Below are 25,433 nucleotides of genomic sequence, written 5' to 3' on the forward strand. Positions count from 1 at the left end.
AAATATTCCGGGTGAATTATGGGAGAATTCCCGAGCGGCCAAAGGGGGCAGACTGTAAATCTGTTGCTTCTAGCTTCGATGGTTCGAATCCATCTTCTCCCACCAGAAACGTCTTGCAGGAAACTGTAAGACGTTTTTCTTTTGTATATACGACCTGTCATGCGTTTCTGTATGGCAGGTCTTTATTTTTTAGGACTTCCCTTTCAAAAATAAAATACGCCAAAAATTCCCTGTAATATCACAGCAGTATTAGCGTACAATATAATCGCAAGCCCGAATAAAACAAAAGGAGAAACAAAATGAAAGGTGTAACAACTCAGCAGGGTAGAGAAACTCTCAACAAGTTCAAGATGGAGGCAGCAAACGAAGTTGGCGTAAACCTCAAGCAGGGCTACAACGGCGATCTGACTTCCAGAGAAGCAGGTTCCGTCGGCGGCCAGATGGTCAAAAAGATGATCGATGCCTACAAGACAGGCAGCAAGCAGTAAGATCTGCTCCGCCCGACGCGGGCGGATACATAAAGCCGCGCAATTCATTACACAACAAAAACGGATAGCCCGCTTGTTGCAGACGGCTATCCGTTCTGGTTTATAAAATTATTTTGCCGATGGAACTATCACTCTACAGTAAAAGTCACAGCGTTTTTGATAGCATTTGCTGTATCCCATTTGTCGTTAACTCTGGCTGCGATAGCTACTTTGTAGGTCTTGCCAAGGGTGAGGTTCTTGGGAGTAGTATATTCTGTATCGGTGATATTCTCCTCCTGAACTCTCCACTTGCCTGCCAGATAAACAGCTACGCCGTAACTGTCAGCACCATTTACAGCGTCCCAAGTAAATCTCATCTGCTTGTACTGGCTGTCATATTCCATCTGTATGTTCTTAACGTAATCATCTTTATGATGTCCGCAGTCACAGATGCCTTGATACATATTCATAGAAACTTCAGCCTGACCATCGCTCTCCCAACCTTCAACGCTGAAAGAAATATCGTACAGGTTACCAACCTTCATGCCCAGGTCCTCCCAAGCCTTGAAGTGATCGGAAACGCTTATGGTGCCCTTGGTTCTCGTGTTCTGACGTATGCTTATATACTGTGTGAAACCCTTATTGCCTTCGATGGTATAGGCATTTCTTGAAATTGTGTAAACCTTGTATTCACCGCCGTCGATATTTACGGAACCCTTATACTCTGCAGAAGGATCCTGTGCAATAGACCAGTTCTTCCAGTCTTCAATGATGTAGTACTCTACCAGAGGATTCTGCGCCCAGCCGTATATACCGATCCTGGAATTACCGGATGAACCTGCACACCAGTCGCATTCATAGTCACAGTAGAAATTACCATAGTCCTTGTAAGTCTTGGGATTATTCAGACCCCAGCGAAGGCCACGATTAGCAATGAAGTTTCCGCTCGTGTTGTTAGGACCACACTTCCACTGTGCGCGGAAACCACCGTCATTTTCGTGCAGTGTCATTGTAGAAGAATTATTGGTATCTGCCTGCCAGATCTCATGGTGGTAGTCGTTGTACCAGCCAACTTCCTGTGTGTGTGAAGGGCTCGTAGTGAGCGTCTTGGCTGCAGATGCAGTAACTGATGATATAATAGGTGAAACCATCAGCACACCGGCAGCAAGAGCGCCTAAAACACGTTTTGAAACATTTTTCATAAGCTATTTCTCCTCGCTTTCAAAAAGATTAAAACTATAAATAGATACTTAAATGATACAGCACATTGACCCTTTTGTTCAAATGTTAATTTCCGTATCATTTGATTATATTTTATAATTTTTTAGTAATTGGTTCTAATCAAATTTTGCTTATTATCATTTTGGTGATACCATAAATTGCGATTTTTCACTTTTCAGACATCAACTATTTACTTTTAAAATTATAATTATCTCAAATCTATTAATCATTTTAAAGATAAGCATCCAAAGTGCAAAAGCCGAGAATTGCGCAATTCTACAGGATCGATAGCATAGAAAATGTATATTCACAAGCTGGGATTCGTCTGACATTAATGCAATTTTTTGTCATAAATTCAACATTTTTCACGCTAATATTGAGAAGTTTAAAATCGTACATCATACACAAAGTATCAGTTGATCATCCGTCGCTTGTAATTTTCACCGACTTCTTACTCCCTATCATACAACCATGTATATTGTTTTTAAATTATATATAGGCTCAGTGATATTGAAGCACTTATTGAACATTTTACTCATATTTGTAACATTGCTTGTATCAGTATTTGAAAGGTCAAAAGAAGTACAATGGGTAAAACCTGTAAACAGATAGCTGCTGTCCTCGGTGAAAACTGTTCCGGCTTCGGCAGAGACCGATTTTATTTTGCCTTGAAGTCGTTGCTGAATCCTCTGAAAACATTAAGGTCTAGCTTACCTTTGAGTGTAAATGAACCCGTAGTTTCATCAAAAGAATAACAATCTGCCTCAACCTCAGCTGCCCGCGCTGTTATGACCTGCGAAATAACAGGCGCACCGTAGCTGACAACACCTGCTGTCATACAAAGCGACATTACTACTGCTAAAACTTTTTTTCATCTTCATAATTTTTACCTCCCGATCAATAATGTTGGATAATGCTAATATATCTATAAAATACAGAATGATTATAACACGTTTGATATGCCGAGTTAAACATGATATACAAGCAATGCCCCGAAGTGTTTTAAAACGCTTCGGGGCATAATATATTCGCATTTGTTTTAAGGGTAGGTTTTTTCAACTGACTGAAACACTTCTACGGAGTGCTTACCATCTGGGTTTATAATTTTTGAAAGTAGGAATATTGTTATCTCCGTTTCTTTCATCACCGAACCAGTGACCGTTTGAATAGTTGCTGGTAGTACGTACATCAAGGTGAATTGCAGTGCTATCGATTATACCGATGCCAGTGAAGCCGATCTGCTCTGCTTCCCACGCAACCCTTGAAGAAGCGATCTGATAGCCGTTCTTGTCGTAGCAAATAACATCTGCTGCAATACCGAGAGTATGTGCATCATTTCTGTAGCCGCCTACTGCAACGGAACAATCAGGATCACGATAACCGGAGGTTACGATGATCTTTGAGCAGTTCAGTCTGGAATAGAGGGATTCCAGCTTGTTAATGAGATCCTGGCTGATAGTGTGGGTCGCACCGCAGCGCTTGCAGGCAAACTCACTTGAGTGGAAATGCGCAGAAAGCTGTCCGTTTACAGGCTTTACTGTTGCAGAACGAAGTACTGACTTCATCTTTGAACGAGAAGCAGGGCCAAAATAACCATCTACTGCTAAACCATACTTTCTCTGGAATGCTAAAACTGCTGTCTTTGTTGCATTACCAAAAGCACCATCAACATCTAATTTAGAAGTAGAAAGACGAGAACCGTTTCTATCGCCATTAACAATAAGGTTATTGATCGCACACTGAAGCCACTTTACATCATCGCCCCTGCTGCCATTTGAGAGAGTACGGCTTGGCTCTGAATGACTCTGATAGTTTGTGCTGTATGTTGCTGCACTTGCTACGATCGAATTACCGAATATAGCAGTTCCTATCGTGGTGCTGCCTATTGCAGGAGCGGATAACGAGAGAATGCAGCTTGCTGCTGTCAGGGTGGTGATTACCTTTTTCTTTGCGCTTGTGATTGTTGTGTTTTTCATTTTAGTTTCTTCCTTTCAGTTTTAAATTACCTTAATTTATTCCGAAATGCCGTTGACAGAATTCTTTATTTTGTTTATCGCATCTCGTTGTTTGACTGTACTTGAAGTATAGCACTTACGGTCAAGAAAGTCTGCTTTTTGAGAGTCATCAGTGTAAAAATCGGAGTGAATGGTATATACAGCATATAATAAAAACCGTACAGACAAAACATCTGCACGGTTTTTCAGTTTAGTCGGATCCGCCAAAATGTCCGTGGGGAGATTCGGACTCCCCAAACCTTGTGTCTTAGACAAGTATGGTAAGCGTATAACCCCCCGCGTCATAAATAAAGCCGCACAATTCATTACACAACAAAAACGGATAGCATCCGATAAGGACGGCTATCCGTTCTGGTTTATAAAATTATTTTGCTGATGGAACTATCACTTTACAGTAAAAGTCACAGCGTTTTTGATAGCATTTGCGGTGTCCAATTTGCCGTTAACTCTTGCAGCGATAGCTACTTTGTAGGTCTTGCCAAGGGTGAGGTTCTTGGGAGTAGTATATTCTGTATCGGTGATATTCTCCTCCTGAACTCTCCACTTGCCTGCCAGATAAACAGCTACGCCGTAACTGTCAGCACCATTTACAGCGTCCCAAGTAAATCTCATCTGCTTGTACTGGCTGTTGTATTCCATATTTACGTTCTGAACGGAATTATCTTCAGGGTGATGGTAGCCGCCGATTACACGCATGTTCATAGTAAGTTCAGCCCGACCATCGGACTCCCAGCCTTCAATGTTGAAAACACATTCGTACAGGTTACCCATCTTCATACCCAGGTTCTCCCAAGCCTTGAAGTGATCTAAAACGTTGACGGTGCCCTTGGTTCTTGTGTTCTGACGGATGCTGATATACTGTGTGAAACTCTTATTGCCTTCGATGGTATAGGTATTTCTTGAACTTGTGTAAACCTTGTATTCACCGCCGTCGATATTTACGGAACCCTTATACTCTGCATAAGGATCCTGTGCAGGAGACCAGTTCTTACAGTCTTCAATGATGTAGTACTCTACCAGAGGATTCTGCGCCCAGCCGTAGATACCGATCATGGCGTTACCGGATGAACCTGAATACCAGATGCAATCGTAGTCACAGTATAAAGCACGATAGTCTTTGTAAGTATTGGGATTATTCAGACCCCAGTAAATACCACGATGAGCAATGAAGCTACCTCTTGAGCCGTTAGGTCCGCATTTCCACTGTGCGCCGAAACCACCGTCATTATCGTGCAGTGTCATTGTAGAAGAATTAGGGGTATCTGTCTGCCAGATCTCGTGGTGGTAGTCGTTATACCAGCCAATTTCCTGTGTGTGTGAAGGGCTGGCCGTAAGTGTCTTATCGGCATAAGCTGTGATAGCAGGTGCAACTGCAGACAGAGGCGATACTATCACCATACCGGCAACAAGAGCGCCTAAAACACGTTTTAAAACATTCTTCATAAGCTATTCTCCTCTCGTTCTAAAAAGATTACAACTATAAACAGATACTTAAATGATACAGCACATTGACCCTTTCGGCTCAATGTTAACTGCTGTATTATTTGATTATATTTTATAATTTTTTAGTAATTGGTTCTAATCAAATTTTGCTTATTATCATTTTGACGATACCACAAATTGCGATTTTTTACCTTTTAGACATCAACTATTTACTTTTTGAATTATAATCACCACAAATCTTTTAATCATTTTAAGATAAGCATTTAACACATAAAACCCCAGAACTGCGCAGTTTCACAGGATCGATAGCATAGAAAATGTATGTTCACAAACAAGAATCTGTCTGACATTAATGCAATTTTCCTGTCATAAATTTAATATTATTTGCGCTAATATTGATAAGTTTAAAATCGTACATCATTCACAAAGTATGAGTTGTTTGTGATAAAAAGAAGGCTTGAAAGAGAAATGTCCTTTATATATTAAATAGCGCCGTTAGAAAGTGTCATTACGATGCTTTCTCCTTGACAAAAACCGGTGACTGCACTTGACATAATAAAGTGTCTGTCCATAACAAGATACGTTCACTTTTGGATGACAATTTTTGAGAGCGGTGACATTAGTATAATCAAAACGGTTTATATCTTATCATTTTTTATGTTGTTGTCAATATCTTCATTAAGATTATTTCGGATATCTCGTAAGCGCAGAATATCCCGCACACCTAAAATTAATACCCTGCAAGGGCTCAACATCCGTATATATCGCTCACGAAGTAACGGAATAAAAAAACAGGGGCTGCGAACAGCCCCTTAAAAATGTATCATATTATCGCTTATATTTTATTTCGGAACCGCCCCATTCAACGACTGTGAAACCGTTTCTTTCAAATGTGGAAAGCTCCTGCGGTTCGATATCCACTGCCTCTTCAAGAGGTACATAAGTCATGAATACGCGCAGCATACTGTCAGGTGCGGGTGTGATGTTCAGCTTAGCGGAATCTGTATATTTTTCACTCTGGAAAGAAATGAGATTATACTTGTTATGCTCCATTAAGGGCAGCCAGTATACGATAAACTCATTCATCTCATCTTCGGTCAGTCCCATATAGCTGAGCTTTTCTTTGAGGAAACTCTCGGTATCACTGCCTGCTACGCAGAATCCCTTGGAAAAATCAAATTCTGTACGGCAGTTTACAGCGTCCCAGAACAGGTATCTGTGATGACTTCCGTCAACCTTGTTCACAAGTGATCCGTCAGGCTTTGCGACCACATCCCAGCCGTTGTTGTACTTAGGATAGGTAGTGGCAAGATCAGCTTCCGTCAGTTCTACCTCAACATGAACGTCTGTCTCCTTTTCGGGATAAAGGTAGATAACAGGCTTAGCAACTACAGGATATAAATAACGTGGAATTTCGATCTGTTTATCGCCATATTCATTCTCGACCTGTACCCAGCCGTACTGTCCCCTATACAATGTAAATACCCAGTTATTGTTATTTCCAATAACGCCGAGTTCCTGAAGGTAAGAATTTTTGGGGATCGTTGTAACTTTACCGTATCTTTTACCGGGTCCGCGATACATATTGATTTCATCGGCAATAACATATAGATCCGCACCAAATGGAACCTCTCTGGAAGGCTTGATATAGGAATTATTGCCGCCTATTTTACAGATTACATAATTTTTGATAGCGTTTTCTGTATCCCACTTGCCGTTTACCCTTGCTGCGATAGCCACTTTGTAAGTTATGCCGGGTGTGAGATTTTTGGGAGTAGTATAGGTAGTGTCAGTTATATTCTGTGTCTGAACTTTCCACTTGCCTGCAAGGTATACAGCGATGCCGTACTTGTCAGCACGCTTGACTTTATCCCAGGTGAATCTTACCTGGTTGTATTCTTCGCTGTATTCTAATTTAATGTTGATGGGATATTTGAGATAATGCAAATAGGTTAAACGACGGACATAGATGTTCTTGCCGTTGTTTTCAATAACAGCATATTCGCCGTCATCGCTGACGAGATTTGCGGGGTCATCGGCGTTTGCCCAGCCTGTGTAGCTGTTGATGAGTCTCATTTCTTCTGTTATTTCAGTAAACTTCTCACCGAGTGTGAGGAATTGCAGCGTACTGCAATCTTCAAACATATCGATTATACTTGCCTTGGGATCACTCTCATCAGATGCCCGGCTTGTATCAAAACTGCTCAGATCAAGTTCTGTCAGGTCGGAACAATCAGAGAACATAGAAGACATATTAATGACATTACTTGTATCAAAGTTGCTCAGATCAAGTTCTGTCAGAGCGAAGCAGTTTTCGAACATACCACTCATATCAGTAACTTTACCTGTATCAAATCCGCTAATATCAAATGTTGACATTTTTCGACAATTGTTAAACATCCATTTGAAATTTGTGACCTTGCTTGTATCAAACCCACTCAGATCAAATGATGTCAATTCAAGACATCCAGAGAACATACTGCTCATATCTGTTACATTGCTTGTATCAAATCCGCTTATATCAAGTTTTGACAATTTATGGCAGGCATCAAACATACTATCGAAACTTGTGACCTTGCTTGTATCAAACCCACTCAGATCAAGTGATGTCAATTCAAGACATTCATAGAACATACTGCTCATATCTGTTACATTGCTTGTATCAAATCCGCTTAAATCGATGGTTTTTACTTTATAACAGCGTTCAAACATACTGCTCATATCTGTTACATTGCTCGTATCTGCATTTGAAAGATCGATGGAAGTACAACAACTAAAGCCCCAAAACAGCTCACTGCTATTTTCAGGAAAAACTGTTCCCTTTTCAGCGACAATGGATATGACTTTATCCCTGCTTGTTTTGAGAATTTCAATTAATGCACCACGATCTACCGTTCCACTCAGTGTCAGAACACCTGTTTCCTCATCAAATGAATAACACTCTGCCTCGGCAGCAGCTTCTGCCTGTGCTGTGATAGTCTGTGTGATAACAGGCGCACCATAGCTGACAACGCCTGCTGTCATACAAAGTGACATCAGTACTGCCAAAACTTTTTTCATCTTCATAAATATGCCTCCCGTTCAATTAAATTGGATATTATAGTATATCTATAAAATACAGAATGATTATAACACGCCTTAAAGACATTGTCAATATTTTTGACATATAAGTTTAATCATTCGTCAATTGTCAATAAGAGAAAACATTATTAATGTATATTTTTATTACTCAACCAAAACGGATAGACCGTCCATTGCAGACGGCTATCCGTTTTGGTCTTTAAAATATTTTGCCGTTAGAGCGATCTCTACCCTGTAAGATCTGCCGTGGGTGAGATTTTTTTGAGAAGATTTTTCTGTTAAACAAACTGCTTCAAGATATCAGAACTTTCCTCTGATATCATAATCCTGCAGAAGTACAGAAGTCTCTCCTTTTTCGGAATATGAGGACAGATATGCAAAGTCGGAATCTGTGTAAAGCTCCCATGCTTCATCAGCGGTCTTGCCCTCAAGTTCGGTACCCTTGAATATCTCCTGCCATGCATCATCCCATTCTGCAGAGCTGTATTTTTTATTATAGCACACCTCACAGAATCTGCGCATGATATCTATATCTCCATTTGAATACATATAGTCCAGCCATACCAGAAATCTGACGGATGTCTTTCTTGTATCCTGCCCATCAACGGTCTGAAGCAACCAGCTATTGTCGTTGTAATAACCGTTATCCATTGCATACTCCATTCGGCAAACATCGGCGAACAATTCAATATAAGAACTGTATTCAAGAAAAGGATTTTCCCAGCCTGCCTGTATTACGTGTGCCAGTTCATGGACGATACAATCGTAATCATCCGGGTTGCTGTACAGCCATTGGTCGTGCAGATGAACAAAGTTACCCCCTGCTTCAGCAACTTCATAGCCCTCGTCCTCAATTGCAAGTATCACATCTGTGGGCGGGTCAGTAATATCAGCATATCTTTCGTACATTCTGGGATAACTCTGCCAGAACAGCCTGGAAAGCTGCAACATATCATCGGTGGTGGTGAATTCGTCCCATTTTGACAGATCGATGGTAAATCTGTAATACCTGCCGTTCACAGTACCTGTTTCAACTATGCTTTCATCACCGACTTCAACAGAAACATTATTAAGGGAATCCTCAAACATCTTTTTTGTATCAGTATGATCCTGCTGCTGACCGCCATCGTGATCAGATGTATTGTCATTGGTGTTCGTGCTCGTGCCGTTCTGATCCGTTGTGTTGTTTGTGTAGTTCTGATCGTTAATAATTATTGTGTTGTTTGTATCGTTCTTTTCTTTTGATGCCTTTGAACTGTCCGATACGGTTTTCTCTTTTTTCTTTTCTGCCGATGAACTTTCCATTTTTTCGGAAGACTCTGTCTGCACGGCTGAGCTTTCCTCAGACTTTTCGCTGCTGTCGGAAATATCTTCCGAAACCGTACTCGTGATTTCTGCCTGAGAGCTGTTTTCTGCGGTTTTCTTAGAGTCTTTTTTATCAGTACTTCCGCAGGCAGTCAATAATACTGTGGCTGTTATTGCGATAATGAAAAGTTTTTTATTCATAGATATACCTCCGTTTAAAATGATAACAGGTTTGCCGTGAACATTCAAAAAAGATAGAACAGATGATGGATTTTCCTGATATAAATCATTTTCGGCATTTTTATGATCTCAGGCACAGAGTATCAGATACTTTCCCGTATCCCTGTCAGTGGCTTCAACTGTGTGCCGAAATTCACAGACGCATTGCTTTTCGCTTTCGAGTTAATAGACGCTTAAAGTTCAAAAAAAGACTTGATATTTTTGTACTTTGTATATATGCACATAGGAAAAGTTCTGATTTTTAACCTAATTATACATCTTGCGCAAGGAGTAATTTGCTCCGTCCCGAGCGGCTTTAAAAGAACTTCTTATTATAGTGAATGAGATAAATGTCGTTCCGATTGGTGGATGTGCAAAAAGTTTACAAACAAATCCACGGAAATATGTAGACAAAAACGAAATAATATGTTACAATATTTTCATATTGGATAATGATCTTGCATGGGTGGCAGGATCGGTCCTATTATCCGTATATGTTTAAAACTATGGAAGAGGAGTGTTTAGAGATGAAAAATCAAAGGAAGAAGATCTCAAAGATCACAGCATTCACAACTGCACTGCTATCAGCAGGCACAATGATGACGTCAGCGATACCGTCTGCGACGGTGACAGCATCTGCATATGGCGAGGACGCAAATTATGCGGAAGCTCTGGCATTATCACTGTATTTCTATGATTCTAACCAGTGTGGTACAGGGGTAGACGATAACCCGCTGGCATGGAGAGGAAACTGCCACGTAAGCGATGCACAGGCAAACCTTTCAAACGCTGTAAATCTCGGCAATGCACGCAGCGTTGTTGACCCTGACGGAGACGGCAAGGTCGATGTTTCAGGCGGTTATCACGATGCAGGCGACCATATCAAGTTCAATCTGACCATCGGTTTCGGCATGAACAGCCTGGCACTTTCCGATTATCTCAATCCGGGTGCTTATCAGAAGGCAGGCTGCCGCGACCATCTGCTGTACATTCTGAAGAATGGTGCAGACTACATGATGAAGACAACATTCCTGGATAACAGCGGCGACGTAGGCGCTGTATGCTACATGGTATCCAACGAAGGCGACCACAGCTACTGGGGTTCTCCCGAAAAGCAGAACGGCGACCGTCCTACTTACTGGCTGACACCTTCCAGCAACAACTCTGCTGTTGTACTTGAAATGGCAAGCGCCCTTGCAGGTACTGCTGTTGCATTCAAGGATTCCGATGCTACTTACGCTGCTAAGTGTACAAAGTATGCCAAGGCGCTTTATAAGTTCGGCACACAGCATTCAGGCAACTATATGGAAGGTATGGGTTCCATGTATGCCACCAATTCACAGTATCAGGACGAGCAGGCTATGACCGAAGGCTGGCTGTATGTACTGGGCGAGGGCTCAATGCCTTCTTTCAAGCCCACAGGCAACGGCTGCTACAATAATCAGTATTACGATTACTATCTGTACAGCTGGGACAAGGTCTGGTCAGGTTATGCTGCGCTGATGTACAAAAAGACAGGCGATGAAGCATACGCTAAGGAACTTCAGTTTGAAGTAAATAACATGGGCGGCCTGAGAGAGGGTACTTATAATTCCTGCAAGCAGGAGTGGGGCTGCACACGTTACAACTGTGCTGTTCAGATGGAAGCACTTGCGTCCATCAACGGTGATAAGAACTCCGATCTTGCAAAGGGCGCAAAGTATCAGATGAACTATATCCTCGGCAGCAATCCCCAGAACAAGAGCTTCCTGACAGGTTTCGGCAACTCCTGGTCTTCCAAGGTACACCACAGAGCTGCAAACCCCGGTAACGGAGATGCTTCCTCCAATCCTGATGCCAAGTATGTAAACTACGGCTATCTGATCGGCGGACCTGATTCTTCAGGTACATTCAACGAAGTAACCGACAGCTACCGCTGGACAGAGGGTGCGCTTGACTACAACGGCTGCTTCGCTCTGGCTTGTGCAGCACTTGTTAATCTGAACGGATGCACCAGCGATGGCGCTTCAAGGATAGTAAACAGTGCTTCTGAATTCAAGAAGAACTATTCTTTCGGCAGCAACAATAATAACAATAACTACGGTAATAACGATCCTGAGGTATATCCCGCTATCACCGCTGTAAATTACAACCAGAAGTATCACCAGATACAGTTCATCTGGTCTCCTGTACAGGGTGCTACCAACTACGGCATAGCAGTTTATCTGGCAGGCAAGTGGAGAGTTCAGACATCCTCTATCCCCGCTTCTTCAAGAAGCTATGTAACACCTAAGAACCTGACTCCAAACATGACTTACAGAGTTGCTATCGCAGCTAAGGTAAACGGTGAATGGACATCGACAGCATCTATCAAGAATGCTGTAACAGTTACTGTAAGGTAATACACAAGCTAAAATCAAATACCAATTGCGATACATCAGCTCCGAGTCCTCTATATCACAAGGACTCGGAGTTTTGCTATATCATTGAAAACGCAGGTTCGGCTCCCCTGCTGTGACCTCTTGACATTTGCCGTGGCCTGCTGTATACTATAACTACTGCAGACAGAACGATCTGCATAACCGGAAAACTATTAATAAAGGAGTAAACTATGGCTTTTAAAGTAATGGGCGTAACCGCAGGACGCAAGGACAGTAACTGCGAGATCCTGCTCAAGGAAGCACTGCTTGTCTGTCAGGAGCAGGGTGCAGAAGTTTCCATGATCAATCTCAAGGACTACGAGCTGCTGGACTGCACAGGCTGCACTTCCTGCACGATGGGTATGTCGATGGGCAAGCATACAGGCTGCTCCCTCGATAACAAGGACGACAAGAAGAAGATCATGGAAGTCCTGCTGGATCAGGATGCTGTTATCTTCTCGGCACCTACATATGCACTGATGCCGTCTTCACTGTTCCTGAAATTCATGCACCGCAATCTCGCTTATGAGACTGCATTCCTGACCAAGATAGGCGCTATCAAGCCCCGTGACCGCATCGGCGCACTAATCGCAGTCGGCGGTTCAACACGTTCATGGCAGTCTATGGCTCTGGAGTGTATGCAGGCATCTACATTCTCCAACAGCTTCAAGATCGTTGATATGTACATGGCAACAATGGTGCCCGCTCCCGCTCAGGTTCTTCTGCACGAGGAAAAGCTTGCCCGCGCAAGAGAGATCGGTGCCAACATCATGAAGTCACTGAACACCCCCGCTGCAGAACGCGAGTGGCTGGGCGAGCCTGATGCAGGCTGGTGCCCCAACTGCCACAGCAACTGTCTGTGTCTGGGTGAACCCCAGTGGAGAGGTCTCCAGTATCCTATCGAATGCGCAGTATGCGGTGCAGGCGGTGATCTGGTCAAGACCGATGACGGCAAGTGGAAGTTCGTTATCGCAGCAAACGGTCTGGAACGTGACCGTACCTCCGAGGAAGGACGCGGCGTTCACTGCGACGAGATTGCAGATACCCAGGGCGGTTTCTTCATGGATCCGCAGAAGCGTGCAACCGTTGCTGAAAAGCTGGAAAAATACAAGAAGATACAGTTCCACGGTATCTGACCGCGGAATAATGCATATGCTCTGTGCGATATATTCGCACATGGCATTTTTGTGTCGGCTGTTTTGAAAAAAGATAACCATATTGACATTTATGTAACCATACTGTATAATGATCAAGTTATATATTTACAATTTTTAGAAACAAGAAGGTATATTTGGATATGAAGGATATTACAGAATATGACAACAAAAATCAAAATTTGTCAGACAATTCATGGAAGAAACTGCTTGTTGTCGGCATACTTGCTACTATCGGTGTATCAGTGTACGGCGGGTACAAAGCATACAAGCAATATAAGTTCAACAAGCAGTGGCAGTCGCAGAATGAGATAGCAGAAGAGAATGCTCTTGAATATGTCAGGGATAAGTATGCAATAGATGCAAAAGTTGTATCTTTGTCAAATGATGAATATAAAAATGAATTTAACGCCGAATACTGGATAACTAAACTTTACAACACCGTTACTCTCGAAAGTGACGGTCACAAATTTAATGTTATTGTAAAATGGAAAGAAAGGTCTTCCGATGGATATGACAACTATTATACCGACGAGGTAGAGGAACTTCTGAGACAGCAAATATCTGAAAACTGTCACAGCAAACATTTTTATTCCAACATATCTGTGTACAGCGAACTGGATAATAATAATGATATGTGGGGCTATATTGACCGCGGCGGTGTATATCTGACTAAAGACGAACACTTTGACGGCAGTGACCTGAAAGGCGTACTGAAAGACTGCAATTTATCTGTGAAGGCTTTAGTTGTTGATACTGTTTTTGATGACTGCGAACTGTTCGATATGTTTGCGCAGATAGATGCAGATGCCGACTTTTATTCGTTTGATACGATGGAACATCTTGAAGCGGCAAAGGAAGTAAAGGTGTCGCTTAACGGCAGTGATATGGGAATGATGAAGTATGCTCCCTACATCACCGACTTTCGCTCGGTACACGATGGAAAGAATGTTCATCGTGATTTCGGAGTAAAGACTAAGGACGATATGTTGTTCAGAGGATTTCCCGACGGATATTCAGAGTCTGATGCTTATGCCTGCGATGTGGTAGATATTATTGAGTCTGATAATCTCGATCTCTATTATGGTTATAATAAGCTAAGCGAGTATCTCAGTTCGCCCATCAGCGACGCATATATCATTAATTTGAACGAATGGTGGGGTACCATTTGCATTTATTATCCTATTGAAAAGCTGAAAGACCATGACATCGAAGATGTGGGGCTTGCGTGGGCAGAATCTACTGCACGGTACGGTATAATTCGTCCGGAAATTATTGATGATTACGCTGTGTTCGTTCTCAACCCGGGCTTATCTTTTAAGCTGGTCGATACAAAAGGACTTGAGCCCCTCGAACCTAAGTTATCCTACTGACGCACCACACTAAACAGCCTTTCTGCGGCGCAGGAAGAAAGCGCCTGCCAAAAATCACACCTGAACCAACACATTTCAGGTGATAAGTGAAAGGGATAGTCAGAAAAAAATAAGACCTCCGAAGCGGTATCTTTTATTTCACCGCTTCGGAGGTTTATTGTATATGAGGTATCGGATCTGCTATACAGTCTTTAACTCTTCGGGGATATTCATTTTTGATATCCTGTTCTCAACAAAGAGAACCGTCATGATACCTACGAACATTATAACGAGTATTATCGAAGGATATGAGAACCAGTTCACATGGAATGTCAGGAACGGGAATTCATTGAAAATGCTCTTGAAAACTGTAGGCGAGAATATCAGCGAAAGTACGACGGCTATTGCAAATGCTATGCCGTTGTAATAGAATATCTCCCACATCAGCATAGTTCTCAGCTGACCTCTTGTCATACCGATACTCTTCAGGGTAGCGATCTCCTTTTGTCTTACCATTATGCTGGATACGAACACATTGATAAGATTCATGATCGCAATGAATGTCAGTACGCCGCACAGCAGCAAGCTTATCAGCTTAACGAGAAGCTTCATTGAGGCAAAATCTTCTGCCAGAGAATACTTCGACTGATAATTCAGTGTGTTGTCAGCCTTTACTATTCCCTTGATGAAGCTCTCAGCGTCTTCTTCCATGCCTTTCTTTACATTGAATGAGTAAGACATTATCTTCTGGTTGCCTGTTATTTCTTCATACTGTTTGGTATTCATATAAAGCTCACAAGCGAATGAACCCTTGGTTATGCCGGTCTTCATCGCACCGAGCGCCACATTCATGTGACCAAGTACAGTATAGCTGCGTTCCTTGCCGTCACTGCCTGTGATGTTCACGGTATCGCCTGTCTCAAAACGACTTGTTCCGGGATATATCTCACCGTCTGATGTCAGCCAGCATCCTTCAACGATACCTGTGCCGTTATTGAAGGCTTCCATATCAATATTATCTTCAATGATAAGCGAATCATTCAGGGTGAATTCCTCTGTACCGTAAAGATCAAGTGCGTATTCCTCACCTTCGGGAAGACTTATCTCCTTAACGCTTGCATAATCGTTGGCGATATCGCCGTATATCAGAGAACCATCCTCAACAAAACCACTGTTTTCGATCTGATCTACGATCTCCCTGTCAAGAGCCTTGACGTTATTCTCACGGTCGATATAATCATTCTTGTAGTAATCCGATGTTGCAAAGGTATAATCGGTGACCAGCATCGATGACAGATACTTATCCATATCAAAACTGCTGAATGCATCGTAGGATACTATTACCAGCAGCATGGGAAGAGATATGCTTACCAGCAGCATAGCAAAACTCTTCTTGTTGCGCATTATATTGTACTTTGCAAACTTATCTGCTCTGCTGCCGTCATTGGACTTTCTGGTCTTCTTGTAGCCCTTGAGCTCGATCCTGGTGGATTCAATAGGCGAGAGCTTCTTGATCATTCTTATGGGACCGTTTACGCTTATGAGTGTGGTTATAACGACAAACAGCGCTGCACCTGCAAGTATCAGTACGATGACTCCTGCTGATATTACTGTATCATCTGCAACAGAATCATAAGCAGTCTGTCTCAGGATAGCCGGCAGGATAAGTCTTCCCATGAAGTAACCGCCTGCTATACCGAGAGGCACTGCAATGCTCAGCATTATGAACGCCTGGTATCTTACAAAAGCTGCCAGGTGTTTGTTTGACATACCGATAGTCTTCAGCCTGCCGAACTGCTTTGCATCTTTTCTTGCCGATATATAGAATATGTTATTGATGATAAGATATCCTATCAGTACGATAACAAGCACGCCGCTTATCAGCATTATAAGAGTTTCCGAGGAAAGTCCCTCACTGCTGACATTATAACCGGGATTCACAGATATGATATCCTGAGAATATGCAAGACCAACATCATTGAAAATCTGCTCTGTTTCACCTTCGATATCATAGCCATCACTCAGCAGAATTGATACATCGCTCGTTCCGTTCACGGTGTCGGTCTCAAATTTGCTGTCCCAGATATCGCTGTATTTTTCGGAGGTTATTATCTGACCTATCTTTACGGGATAAGCCTTGTTTATCTCGAACCAGCCCGAAAGCACGAATTCCTCGGTAACGGTCTTGCCGCTTACATCAAGGTCGATGCTGACGGGTGTGCCTACCTTCTTCTCCACGCCAAGTGCAGCAAGAGTAGTCGTATCGACAGCTATCTCGTTTGCTTCAACGGGGAGTTTTCCGCTTGTGGGTGTGTAGTAATCAAGCTCTGCCTCATCTGCGCCCATGTAGCTGACTTCAACATTGTATTTGATTCCGCTGTTTACTGCATATCCCAAAAATCTGCGGTAACCTGCTTTTTTTACAAGTCCGTGATCCCTGATAGCTTCAAATTCTTTGCCATAGCCCTTGTCCCAGTCCTTTACTATAACATGGGCAGTGGTTCCCAGCTTTTTGAATTCGTAGTATTCATTGGCATTGTTCAGACCCGCTGCCGTGGTAAACAATGTGGAGAACAGAAGTGCGGTCAGTATCATTGCGATTATCGTACAGACACATCTGAATTTCTCCGCAAGAAGTGATCTGAATGCTAGTTTTCTAATCATTTACTGCACTCTCCCGTCAACAACTCTAATTACTCTTTTCATCTGAGATGCAACTTCCTGATCGTGAGTTACAACTATTATGGTCTGGTCAAACTCCTTATTCATGAATTTGAGCATATCAACGACCTCTGCACCCATTGCTTCATCAAGATTTCCCGTAGGCTCATCAGCCAGAACTATCTCGGGCTTGTTTGCCAGAGCTCTTGCTATGGCAACTCTCTGCTGCTGTCCGCCTGACATGGAAGATGGCAGAGAATTTTTCTTGTGTGAGATCTCCAGCGCGTCGAGTATAGTATCGATATACTTATTGTTTGGCTTCTTTCCGTCAAGCTGTATAGGAAGAACTATGTTCTCATATACATTAAGTACGGGTATCAGATTGTAGTTCTGAAAAATGAAACCGATCTTTGAACGGCGCATCTTTGTCAGCTGCTCATCGTTCATTTTGGAAATATCCTCTCCTCCGATAACGATGCTTCCTCCTGTTGGGTGGTCAAGAGCACCAAGCATATTCAGCAGCGTTGACTTACCGCTTCCCGACTTGCCGATTATGCCTATCAGTTCACCCTTATCAACACTCAGGTTCACCTTATCCAGAGCCTTTACCAGGTTGCTTTCGTCACCGTAATACTTACAAAGATCGTGAGTTTGAATTACCATTACAATCACCGTTCCTTATCATATATTTTTGATCTTGTCATTACAGACATCTCTTATCATAGCACATATTATTGATAAAGTCAATCAAATAACCGCGTATTTACGCACATAAATCGTATTTTTATCCGATCTTGTATATCTGATCTACCTGATCCGAAAAACAATTGCTGTGGGATACGATTATTATTATTTTATCCTTTATACCCATTATTGAACGTGCAATTATCTTCTCGGTATTTTTGTCCAGTGCCGAAGTTGGTTCATCGAATATGACCACATCCGATTTTTTCAGCATTGAACGGGCTATAGCCAGTCTCTGACGCTGTCCGCCCGACATAGTCATACCATCATCACCAAGCATGGTATATAATCCGTTTTCCATGCCCCTGACAAAATCGTCAAGCTCAACTCGCCTAAGTGCTTCCCATACCTTTTCTTCGGGGATATCCCTTCCGTTGGTCAGATTATTATATATCGTATCATGCAGGAAGAATGTTTTCTGCGATACCAGTGATATCCTGTCCCTGAAAGACTCCAGGTCTATACTGCCTATCTCATCATCGTTTATATAGATATTACCCGATGATGCCCGCCACAATCCGAGTATCAGATTGAATATCGTAGTCTTGCCTGCACCGCTTTTTCCGCAAATCAAATATTTTTTGTTCTTCTCAAAATCCAGATCCAGCCCGTTAAGAATATTTTTTCCGCGAGTGTACCCGAATGTCAGATTTTCGATCTTAATGTTATCGATCTCATCTATCTGCTTGCCTTCAGAAGCATCTTCGCCCGTTTCTCCGCCCAGAACATCATCAACATTGTTAAGCGAAGGAACGACCATATTGAAGCTTACTTTCATGAATACAAGGTTCTCAAACGGTGCGATAAACCTTGTGCAATACTGCAGGAATATTATCATAACACCCATCGAGATCTGCTTCTGAAAGACCTGATAACCACCGAATGCAGTTATCGCTATCAGGCTGATGGTAGATATCATATCTATCGCCTGATTTGAAAAACCATTTGTAAGTGTGAGCTTTTTAAAGCTCCTTTTCAGCACATCTGCTGCAAGTTCATACTTGTTCAGAAAGCTCCTGCGGAAACCGTATGTTATCATCGCAGGTGCATTGGATATGAACTCCTCTGTAAGAGCATTCTGCTCTCCGTAATCTCTTCTGTTTTCAAGCGCCAGATACCTGAGTTTATTTCCGAACTTCTGCTGTGCTGCAAGAGTTATGGGTATCATCACGATCAGCAGCAGTGTGAGTTTCACATCATAATAGAACATGACTCCCATTATGCCGATCGCCTGAACCAGTGAAACGATAACCTTGTACGCTTTGTATATGAATGATGCCAGCTTTGCAGCATCATCATTTACTACCGTCATCAGGTCGCCTGTCTTTTCATTTGCAAAGAACTTTCCGTCCTTCATGAAAAGTCTGTCCAGCGCTGTCAGTTTCAGATGCTGTGCGAACTCGAATTCCTTTACAGATGAATAGTAATCAAACGCGAATTCAACAAACATCTGTGTAATGTTAAGTATAAAATATATTGTTATCAATCTTATCAGTGAGCTTATCGATGCCGCTTTCGTGACAACATCTACGAAGTCAACGAATACCATTGGTACGGCTATCGATAAGAACACCGATATCAGCATCAGGGTAAAGAAAACACCTTTCTTCATTCTGTCAAGTTTCCATATCCTGAGCAGTTTCCTTATTTCATTATTCATTGAGTGCTTCCTTTACCAGTTTGCCGAGATAATTTACTTTCTGAAAATATACCCTGTAAACAGGGACTTTGCCGAATATTCTGCACGAAAATTCATTTTCGAGCATATAGATTATCTTGTAATAATCATAGATGGTAGAATTGGTATACTCCAGTTCAAGATCGGCTGCAAGCTTTACACGTATTTTTTCTTCGGATATCATTTTTCTGACTAAACCGAGTATCCTGTCAACGATCTTATCATCGCTCACATCATCTTCGGGAGACCTGTAAAACTTTTCGTTCGCCCAGGACTCAGATCTCATGTATTCTTCCGCCTCTGCCTTAGTGCTGAACTTTCCTTTTGCGTAAGCATCTGCAAGAACACCCGAGAATATCGCAGCTGCTCTGCTGTTGCCTCTGAAGAAGTTTGCACCCGGCATATGGAATTCCATAAGTTCCGTAGCTCCGCTTGCTGTTACCTGTATCTTCTTCTGACTGTCGTATTCAAAACCATCGTTAAAAACGTCGATCCTGCCTACAACACCTATAACGTTTTTAAAATCTGCCGGAAAACTTATATGCCTGTCATTGGATTTTGAAGCTACACAGATCTTTCCCTGTGCTTCAAGCTCCTTTGTCAGTTTTTTCAGTTTATGCCGTATAAATAGATCATTTGAGCTGAGACTCATATTGATGATCTGGACATCGAGCCGTTTGACCAGTTCCAGTGCAGCTACCAGTTTGCCCGGAGTGCATCTGCCGTTCTTACCCAGTATACAAACAGGAATTATTTCCGCTTCCGGTGCTATCCTGTTTACTATGGAAGCGCATACCGTACCATGCCCGTTGAAATCAGACAGTTTGGAAGGTGACACTTCCTGAACAGTATTGTCTTCGTCATCATGAACTAAATATCCGGTTTTTATGCAGTTTCTGACATCGTCATTAACTATGTTGTAGTTGATCCCGCTGTCAATGATCGCAACTTTAACTTTTCTCATATTGATACACCGGATCCTTATTTAATCTCAAATCAAATTTTCTTGGTATTTTTCCCTGTGATCGTTTTCCTATGATTGATCTTGTTTGTCTTATTGCAAGGATCAAAACCGACATAATCATAGTTGAAATCCGAAAAGATGCCTTCTGCCTTGACATTCTCTTTTACGAACACTTTGTTCAGAAGCTTCTTTATGTTCATACGATTTTCCTCCTGTTAAGATATATGATACTTTCTTCAGGTCTACAGTCTTGAATACAGTTTTGCGCTGTAATTCATTCTTCTTCTGCAACCTGTCCTGGCGGTATAACCCGCATAAGTCTGTTCAGCACAGTCCTGCATAAAGTCAGCCTGAAGATCCATTCTTTCAGCCTTGACCGTTTCCCTGAGCTTTATCTTGTCTTTGATCTTCTTGATCATCATGATACTTTTCTCCGTTTCACCGTTCAGGTATTACAATACTCTGGTGTATTTAGCTGAGACCGATGCCTTTCTTCCGCAGTTTTTAGCTGCAGTGCTGCCGGTATACTTATAATCTATACAGTCGTGTAAACAAGTATAGTTGCCTTCAGCCTTAACATTTTCCTCACCGAGCTTGACCTTCCCGGTTATCTTCTGTACCTTCATAAAAACATCTCCTTTTCATTGGATCTTATATTGGTTTGTTACCATATTTATATTTAATACACCGAAGCAGTCTTGTTTAAATTGTTGTTTTTCGGTTTTTGAATTTTGATTATGTTGTTAGTTCTTTATTGCTGTGTTCGAGTAGTAAAACTATAGTGTAACTTTGTTGCTGCTATAATACGATATTATCGCATCATTAAATCAGACTGCTTATTATTACCAAGCACGTGTTGTCTTAGCGGTTACAGTGCTTCCTCTGCGGCAGCCCCTTGCACCTGTGCTACCGGTATAGTAGTACTCGATGCAGTCGTGGTGGCAAGCGTACTCGTCTCTCTCTGCCTTTACGTTCTCTTCGTTCAGCTTAACCTTGTCATTGATCTTCTTGATTTCCATAGTAAAATCCTCCTAATTTAAATGTAAAATGTATTAGTGTGTATAATTTTCTTATGATTTTGTATTCAAAAGATCTAAGATTACCAAGCGCGGGTCGTCTTAGCAGTTATAGTGCTTCTTCTAACACAGCCCTTAGCGCCTATGCTTCCGGAATAGTAGTACTCGATGCAGTCGTGGTGACAAGCATACTCATCTCTTTCAGCCTTAACATTCTGGTCGTTGAGCTTAACCTTATTGTCGATCTTCTTGATTTCCATAATTAAATCCTCCTAATCGACTGCTTCGGCGTATAAATATCAGTTTTTAAGCAAACTCGTATTCAAGTCTGCTGCATAGACAGGCTATACTGCTGGCAGTATAATAATCGCCTGTTATCTTTTTATTTATAAGTTTACATCTTGAGCTTGCACAGTAGTGATACATCTCACAGCCGCTGCAGCTTGATGTGTCCTTGTTATTTATCATCTGGAGTTCCTCTACCTTGGCTTTATCAAGCCCTGTGCTCACATTTCCCATATACCAGTAGCTGTCACCTACAGTCAGCGAACACGGATAGATACTGCCGTCAGGCAGGAAGTGGAAACTTTCCACACCGCCCGTACATTTAGCTTTGCGGACAAATTCCGACTCGGTAACATACGATATAACGGCATCTCCATACTCTTTTTCTTCTATATATTCTTTGATCTTACGGAACTGCTCGAATATTATCGGTTCGTCCTCGTCTTTCCAGTGAGAGTCATACATATCCAGCACGGGTATTATCCGTCTGAAGCCCTCCTCCAGGAAATAACAGACCGTATCGCAAAGATCACCGATAGTATCTCTTGTAACAGTCATTCTCAGCCGGACATCTTTTTTCTTGCTGATATCCTTTGCTGTTGCCATGACCTGCTCAAAGGAACCTTTGCCGTTTACAAACTTTCTGTTCAGGTCATGTATCTCCGCCTTGCCGTCAAGGCTCAGCGAAAGCTCATTTATCTTATTGATTATCTTTTTTCTTCTTTCGTCATAGAGCGTACCGTTGGTAGTCATTCCGTAGTACAGCTTTGATGCGGGCACCAGAGCTTCAAAACGCTCCATGATATACTCTATTATATCGCAGTTCATCAGCGGTTCACCGCCGTGGAACTGTACCGCTATCTCATCGGCTGTTTCCCAGCAGTCCAGTTTTGTCAGCATATCTATCGCTGCATCTGCGACCTCTTTTGTCATATATTCTTTCTTTATATTATTGCCTATCCTGTTGTAGCAGTAGCTGCAGTTCAGGTTGCAGTCATTCGTAGTCCAAAATACAACGTGCATCAGATCTCACCCCAAAGTGAAAAGCCGATCTCTTTTTTCCTGAGCTTGCAGTAGTTATCAAACGACTTCTCGTTTTTCAGCGACTGCTCGAACAGGAAAGGACAATGCCAGCAGAAGTACTTTACACTGCACTCCTTACATCTTTTAAAGTTTTCGGGCATTTTCTTCTCAAAGTTCAGATAGCTTTCTGTTTTTCTGAATTCCTCTTCGTAGAAATACTTTCTTATATCATCTACATCAAGGATATTTCCGATAGGTTTCTCGGAACATTCATAGGGTGCGCACAGGAACATATTTCCTTTTGCATTTACCGTAAAGGAACCGTAGCGTCCGCCGCAGGCACCAAACTCGATGTAAGGCTGGTTCTCCCTGGTCTTTTTGACAAACTCGGGATCAACAGGATCGTTGTCCTCAACCGATTCGTCCTGAATATACCAGTCCTTATGATCCTTGCCTCTTCCTACGGGAGAGAAGGTCCTGACCATGGGGCTGACTTCCAGATCCCTGCACAGTTTCAGGAAAGGTTTCTCATGCTCTCTGTTCTGTGCGGTAAGTACGAAGGATAGCGAAATATCCTTAACGCCAGCCGCCTTCAGACATTTGATAGCATTCATTACCTTTGCAAAAACTCCGGCGCCTCTTATCTCGCTGCAGGACTTTTCATCCGAACCGTCAACGCTTATGAACACCTTATCATAAAGTTCCTTTATCCTTACTGCGTTATCTTCGTTGATGTAAGTGCCGTTGGTCATCAGGTTCATTTCGCCGTCGGTATTCTTTTTCAGGTATTCACTGAGTTCAAAGAAGAATGGCAATACCATTGGCTCACCGCCTGTGACAGTTATCAGTTTTGGCTTAACGCTGAGTATCTTATCAGCTATAGCATAGATCTCATCTCTGTCAGCTATCAGCGTCTTGGTGGTAACTGCATCTGCTATGCAGTGCTTGCAGTGCAGATTGCACTGATTTGTTACCTCCCACTGTATATCAAAATCTGTAAGGAGTTCCTTGTCATTCTCATCAACAAGTATCTTTTTCTCCACCAGCTTATCATGAAGCTCGCTGAAGTACTCCTTGTCATCTTTATCTTCAAAAATGTTTTCATACTCCTGCTTTCCTATACCTTTGTTAACAAAGCCGTTGAGTATATCGTAGCACTCACTGCTCATTTTCAGGAAAGTACATTCGCATTTGTTACCGATTATTACCTGTTCCTTATTCTGCAGGAACAGCAGGTTCTTAGTAAATTTCCTCATATTCAAAAGCTCCATAAATTATTTCTTTTATTTATTGTTTTAAATTAGTGACCCTTGCCCCAGCCGAATTCCCACATTCTGTTTACCTCCCTTCGTCTTGGTACAGTCATAGTATAACGTATAAATCATGGTAAAACAACAAATCTCTTGTAAAGCCCCCGTTTTTTTTTGTGAATGGTAATTTGAGTCGAAAAAATAAAAAACAGCAGTACTTTTTCATACTGCTGTTTTCTGTAAAATATATTGATCTTACGCCGTTTCAGGCATTTTTATCCTGAACATTACATCAAGAACGAATACAGGCGATGTCTGTGAGATATTCACCGTTCCGTCCAGTGCATCAACGGTCTTCCTTATATTATAAAGACCGAATCCATGCTCATTTTTGTTTTCCTTTGAAGTTTTCAGATCCGGGTCATCGGTATCCGAAGGATTTGATATACATATCATCTGCATATCATTTTTAAGTACACAGTTCACATCTATGTATTTTTCCTCACCCTCCTTCAGTCTGCGGCAGGCTTCCAGAGAATTATCCAGTGCATTAGAGAGTATCGTGCATATATCGAATGCCGATACATTTTCTGAGATCACTCCCGAGAAATTCAGCCTGAAATTCTCCTGCGCTGCTATGGCTGCCTTATCATTGAGTATCGCATCAGCGATAGTATTGCCGCTTTTGAAAGATGTTTTGTTCATCGTCGGATTACTTGATATTGAATCCAGATATTCCAGTGCGTCATCTACCTTCTGACTGCCAAGCAATGATTTCAGGCAATGCATATGATTTTTGTAATCGTGTCTGAACTTTCTGATATCAGTAGTCATCTCATCGATCTTTTCATAATACCTTGCCTGCATATCCAACTGTTTATCCAGAAGTTCGGCAGACCGTTTATAGTAGAATTTGGACATACTGTTCATTATAAGCATTGTTATGATAAAGAATGACAGTATACAGATCGGTATAACAAATAACCTGAGATAAAAATAAACCGTATCCATATCAGTATTATCCCACGAAGCAAAGCTTATGTAGGATATCATCAACGAAAGAACCGTCGCATACGCAAGAATGAAGAAATATGTCTTTCTGTTTATAAACTCCAGACTAAGCTTAAGATCATCTTTCCTAGGTATCACAAATCTT

Annotated in this window: 23 protein-coding genes and 1 tRNA gene; 5 read left to right on the forward strand and 19 right to left on the reverse strand. The window is 42.0% G+C overall.

Annotated elements, in window-relative coordinates; genetic code table 11:
* Positions 1–20 precede the first annotated feature (20 nt).
* Positions 21–105, forward strand: a tRNA-Tyr gene (locus N773_RS0111865).
* Positions 106–299: 194 nt separating this feature from the next.
* Positions 300–488, forward strand: a complete 189-nt coding sequence (locus N773_RS0111870; RefSeq protein ID WP_024857995.1) for an alpha/beta-type small acid-soluble spore protein — start codon at positions 300–302, stop codon at positions 486–488.
* A 128-nt stretch (positions 489–616) separates the two neighbouring features.
* Here N773_RS0111870 and N773_RS20185 read toward each other — a convergent pair whose 3' ends face one another.
* From N773_RS20185 to N773_RS0111900, 7 genes are all read right to left on the reverse strand, one after another.
* Positions 617–1,669, reverse strand: coding sequence for a glycoside hydrolase family 11 protein (locus N773_RS20185; protein WP_024857996.1), 1,053 nt, complete (start codon positions 1,667–1,669; stop codon positions 617–619).
* Positions 1,670–2,149: 480 nt separating this feature from the next.
* Positions 2,150–2,374 (reverse strand): BspA family leucine-rich repeat surface protein, encoded by a 225-nt coding sequence (locus N773_RS22940; protein ID WP_080678397.1) that lies wholly within the window; start codon positions 2,372–2,374, stop codon positions 2,150–2,152.
* A complete protein-coding gene (locus N773_RS22945) occupies positions 2,347–2,526 on the reverse strand; it encodes a hypothetical protein (RefSeq protein ID WP_242836104.1) in 180 nt (59 codons plus the stop codon). The genes N773_RS22940 and N773_RS22945 overlap by 28 nt, the downstream gene beginning before the upstream one ends.
* 247 nt (positions 2,527–2,773) lie before the next feature.
* Entirely contained in the window at positions 2,774–3,664 is an 891-nt protein-coding gene (locus N773_RS22635; protein WP_024857998.1) for a peptidoglycan-binding protein, read from the reverse strand.
* 423 nt (positions 3,665–4,087) lie between these two features.
* Positions 4,088–5,146 carry a glycoside hydrolase family 11 protein gene (locus N773_RS21290; protein WP_024857999.1) on the reverse strand — a complete coding sequence of 353 codons (1,059 nt, stop codon included), beginning with the start codon at positions 5,144–5,146 and terminating at the stop codon, positions 4,088–4,090.
* Between the two features lie 828 nt (positions 5,147–5,974).
* The gene (locus N773_RS21295; protein WP_024858000.1) at positions 5,975–8,212 is read right to left on the reverse strand and encodes a BspA family leucine-rich repeat surface protein; all 2,238 of its coding nucleotides are present in this window, start codon (positions 8,210–8,212) and stop codon (positions 5,975–5,977) included.
* A 315-nt stretch (positions 8,213–8,527) separates the two neighbouring features.
* Positions 8,528–9,733, reverse strand: a complete 1,206-nt coding sequence (locus N773_RS0111900; RefSeq protein WP_024858001.1) for a hypothetical protein — start codon at positions 9,731–9,733, stop codon at positions 8,528–8,530.
* A gap of 545 nt (positions 9,734–10,278) precedes the next feature.
* On the opposite strand from N773_RS0111900, the gene N773_RS0111905 reads away from it, so the two are divergent.
* The 3 genes from N773_RS0111905 to N773_RS0111915 all read left to right on the forward strand — a co-directional run bounded on the left by N773_RS0111905 (position 10,279) and on the right by N773_RS0111915 (position 14,677).
* Entirely contained in the window at positions 10,279–12,132 is a 1,854-nt protein-coding gene (locus tag N773_RS0111905) for a glycoside hydrolase family 9 protein (protein WP_024858002.1), read from the forward strand.
* Positions 12,133–12,341: 209 nt separating this feature from the next.
* Entirely contained in the window at positions 12,342–13,286 is a 945-nt protein-coding gene (locus N773_RS0111910) for a flavodoxin family protein (protein ID WP_024858003.1), read from the forward strand.
* Between the two features lie 200 nt (positions 13,287–13,486).
* Positions 13,487–14,677: a hypothetical protein gene (locus N773_RS0111915; protein ID WP_196231638.1), complete on the forward strand. Its 1,191-nt coding sequence runs from the start codon at positions 13,487–13,489 to the stop codon at positions 14,675–14,677.
* 180 nt (positions 14,678–14,857) lie between these two features.
* On the opposite strand, the gene N773_RS0111920 is transcribed toward N773_RS0111915, so the two are convergent.
* From N773_RS0111920 to N773_RS0111975, 12 genes are all read right to left on the reverse strand, one after another.
* Positions 14,858–17,320 (reverse strand): ABC transporter permease, encoded by a 2,463-nt coding sequence (locus N773_RS0111920; RefSeq protein WP_024858005.1) that lies wholly within the window; start codon positions 17,318–17,320, stop codon positions 14,858–14,860.
* The gene (locus tag N773_RS0111925; protein ID WP_024858006.1) at positions 17,321–17,980 is read right to left on the reverse strand and encodes an ABC transporter ATP-binding protein; all 660 of its coding nucleotides are present in this window, start codon (positions 17,978–17,980) and stop codon (positions 17,321–17,323) included.
* 121 nt (positions 17,981–18,101) lie between these two features.
* Positions 18,102–19,721: an ABC transporter ATP-binding protein gene (locus tag N773_RS0111930; protein ID WP_024858007.1), complete on the reverse strand. Its 1,620-nt coding sequence runs from the start codon at positions 19,719–19,721 to the stop codon at positions 18,102–18,104.
* Positions 19,714–20,703: a S8 family serine peptidase gene (locus tag N773_RS0111935; protein ID WP_024858008.1), complete on the reverse strand. Its 990-nt coding sequence runs from the start codon at positions 20,701–20,703 to the stop codon at positions 19,714–19,716. Before N773_RS0111935 ends, N773_RS0111930 begins: the two co-directional genes overlap by 8 nt.
* Positions 20,704–20,735: 32 nt before the next feature.
* Entirely contained in the window at positions 20,736–20,903 is a 168-nt protein-coding gene (locus tag N773_RS22275) for a hypothetical protein (RefSeq protein ID WP_155250889.1), read from the reverse strand.
* A 42-nt stretch (positions 20,904–20,945) separates the two neighbouring features.
* Positions 20,946–21,125, reverse strand: a complete 180-nt coding sequence (locus N773_RS0111945; RefSeq protein ID WP_024858009.1) for a hypothetical protein — start codon at positions 21,123–21,125, stop codon at positions 20,946–20,948.
* Positions 21,126–21,155: 30 nt separating this feature from the next.
* Positions 21,156–21,329: a hypothetical protein gene (locus N773_RS22640; protein ID WP_196231639.1), complete on the reverse strand. Its 174-nt coding sequence runs from the start codon at positions 21,327–21,329 to the stop codon at positions 21,156–21,158.
* 216 nt (positions 21,330–21,545) lie between these two features.
* Positions 21,546–21,722, reverse strand: a complete 177-nt coding sequence (locus N773_RS22645; protein ID WP_196231640.1) for a hypothetical protein — start codon at positions 21,720–21,722, stop codon at positions 21,546–21,548.
* Positions 21,723–21,802: 80 nt separating this feature from the next.
* Positions 21,803–21,979, reverse strand: a complete 177-nt coding sequence (locus N773_RS22650) for a hypothetical protein (RefSeq protein WP_196231641.1) — start codon at positions 21,977–21,979, stop codon at positions 21,803–21,805.
* Positions 21,980–22,025: 46 nt separating this feature from the next.
* The gene (locus N773_RS0111965; RefSeq protein ID WP_024858010.1) at positions 22,026–23,027 is read right to left on the reverse strand and encodes a radical SAM/SPASM domain-containing protein; all 1,002 of its coding nucleotides are present in this window, start codon (positions 23,025–23,027) and stop codon (positions 22,026–22,028) included.
* A complete protein-coding gene (locus N773_RS0111970) occupies positions 23,027–24,283 on the reverse strand; it encodes a radical SAM protein (protein WP_024858011.1) in 1,257 nt (418 codons plus the stop codon). Before N773_RS0111970 ends, N773_RS0111965 begins: the two co-directional genes overlap by 1 nt.
* A 249-nt stretch (positions 24,284–24,532) precedes the next feature.
* A complete protein-coding gene (locus N773_RS0111975) occupies positions 24,533–25,426 on the reverse strand; it encodes a sensor histidine kinase (protein WP_196231642.1) in 894 nt (297 codons plus the stop codon).
* Positions 25,427–25,433: the final 7 nt, after the last annotated feature.

Source organism: Ruminococcus albus AD2013 (assembly GCF_000526775.1).
GTDB lineage: Bacteria > Bacillota > Clostridia > Oscillospirales > Ruminococcaceae > Hominimerdicola > Hominimerdicola alba_A.

Coding starts and splice junctions, on each gene's coding strand:
- N773_RS22275 (WP_155250889.1), bottom strand. CDS start 20,903: ATGAACATAAAGAAGCTTCTGAACAAAGTGTTCGTAAAAGAGAATGTC.
- N773_RS0111920 (WP_024858005.1), bottom strand. CDS start 17,320: ATGATTAGAAAACTAGCATTCAGATCACTTCTTGCGGAGAAATTCAGA.
- N773_RS0111930 (WP_024858007.1), bottom strand. CDS start 19,721: ATGAATAATGAAATAAGGAAACTGCTCAGGATATGGAAACTTGACAGA.
- N773_RS0111905 (WP_024858002.1), top strand. CDS start 10,279: ATGAAAAATCAAAGGAAGAAGATCTCAAAGATCACAGCATTCACAACT.
- N773_RS0111965 (WP_024858010.1), bottom strand. CDS start 23,027: ATGCACGTTGTATTTTGGACTACGAATGACTGCAACCTGAACTGCAGC.
- N773_RS22945 (WP_242836104.1), bottom strand. CDS start 2,526: ATGACAGCAGGTGTTGTCAGCTACGGTGCGCCTGTTATTTCGCAGGTC.
- N773_RS0111935 (WP_024858008.1), bottom strand. CDS start 20,703: ATGAGAAAAGTTAAAGTTGCGATCATTGACAGCGGGATCAACTACAAC.
- N773_RS0111900 (WP_024858001.1), bottom strand. CDS start 9,733: ATGAATAAAAAACTTTTCATTATCGCAATAACAGCCACAGTATTATTG.
- N773_RS22640 (WP_196231639.1), bottom strand. CDS start 21,329: ATGAAGGTACAGAAGATAACCGGGAAGGTCAAGCTCGGTGAGGAAAAT.
- N773_RS0111910 (WP_024858003.1), top strand. CDS start 12,342: ATGGCTTTTAAAGTAATGGGCGTAACCGCAGGACGCAAGGACAGTAAC.
- N773_RS0111925 (WP_024858006.1), bottom strand. CDS start 17,980: ATGGTAATTCAAACTCACGATCTTTGTAAGTATTACGGTGACGAAAGC.
- N773_RS21290 (WP_024857999.1), bottom strand. CDS start 5,146: ATGAAGAATGTTTTAAAACGTGTTTTAGGCGCTCTTGTTGCCGGTATG.
- N773_RS22650 (WP_196231641.1), bottom strand. CDS start 21,979: ATGGAAATCAAGAAGATCGACAATAAGGTTAAGCTCAACGACCAGAAT.
- N773_RS22635 (WP_024857998.1), bottom strand. CDS start 3,664: ATGAAAAACACAACAATCACAAGCGCAAAGAAAAAGGTAATCACCACC.
- N773_RS0111870 (WP_024857995.1), top strand. CDS start 300: ATGAAAGGTGTAACAACTCAGCAGGGTAGAGAAACTCTCAACAAGTTC.
- N773_RS0111945 (WP_024858009.1), bottom strand. CDS start 21,125: ATGATGATCAAGAAGATCAAAGACAAGATAAAGCTCAGGGAAACGGTC.
- N773_RS0111970 (WP_024858011.1), bottom strand. CDS start 24,283: ATGAGGAAATTTACTAAGAACCTGCTGTTCCTGCAGAATAAGGAACAG.
- N773_RS22645 (WP_196231640.1), bottom strand. CDS start 21,722: ATGGAAATCAAGAAGATCAATGACAAGGTTAAGCTGAACGAAGAGAAC.
- N773_RS20185 (WP_024857996.1), bottom strand. CDS start 1,669: ATGAAAAATGTTTCAAAACGTGTTTTAGGCGCTCTTGCTGCCGGTGTG.
- N773_RS21295 (WP_024858000.1), bottom strand. CDS start 8,212: ATGAAGATGAAAAAAGTTTTGGCAGTACTGATGTCACTTTGTATGACA.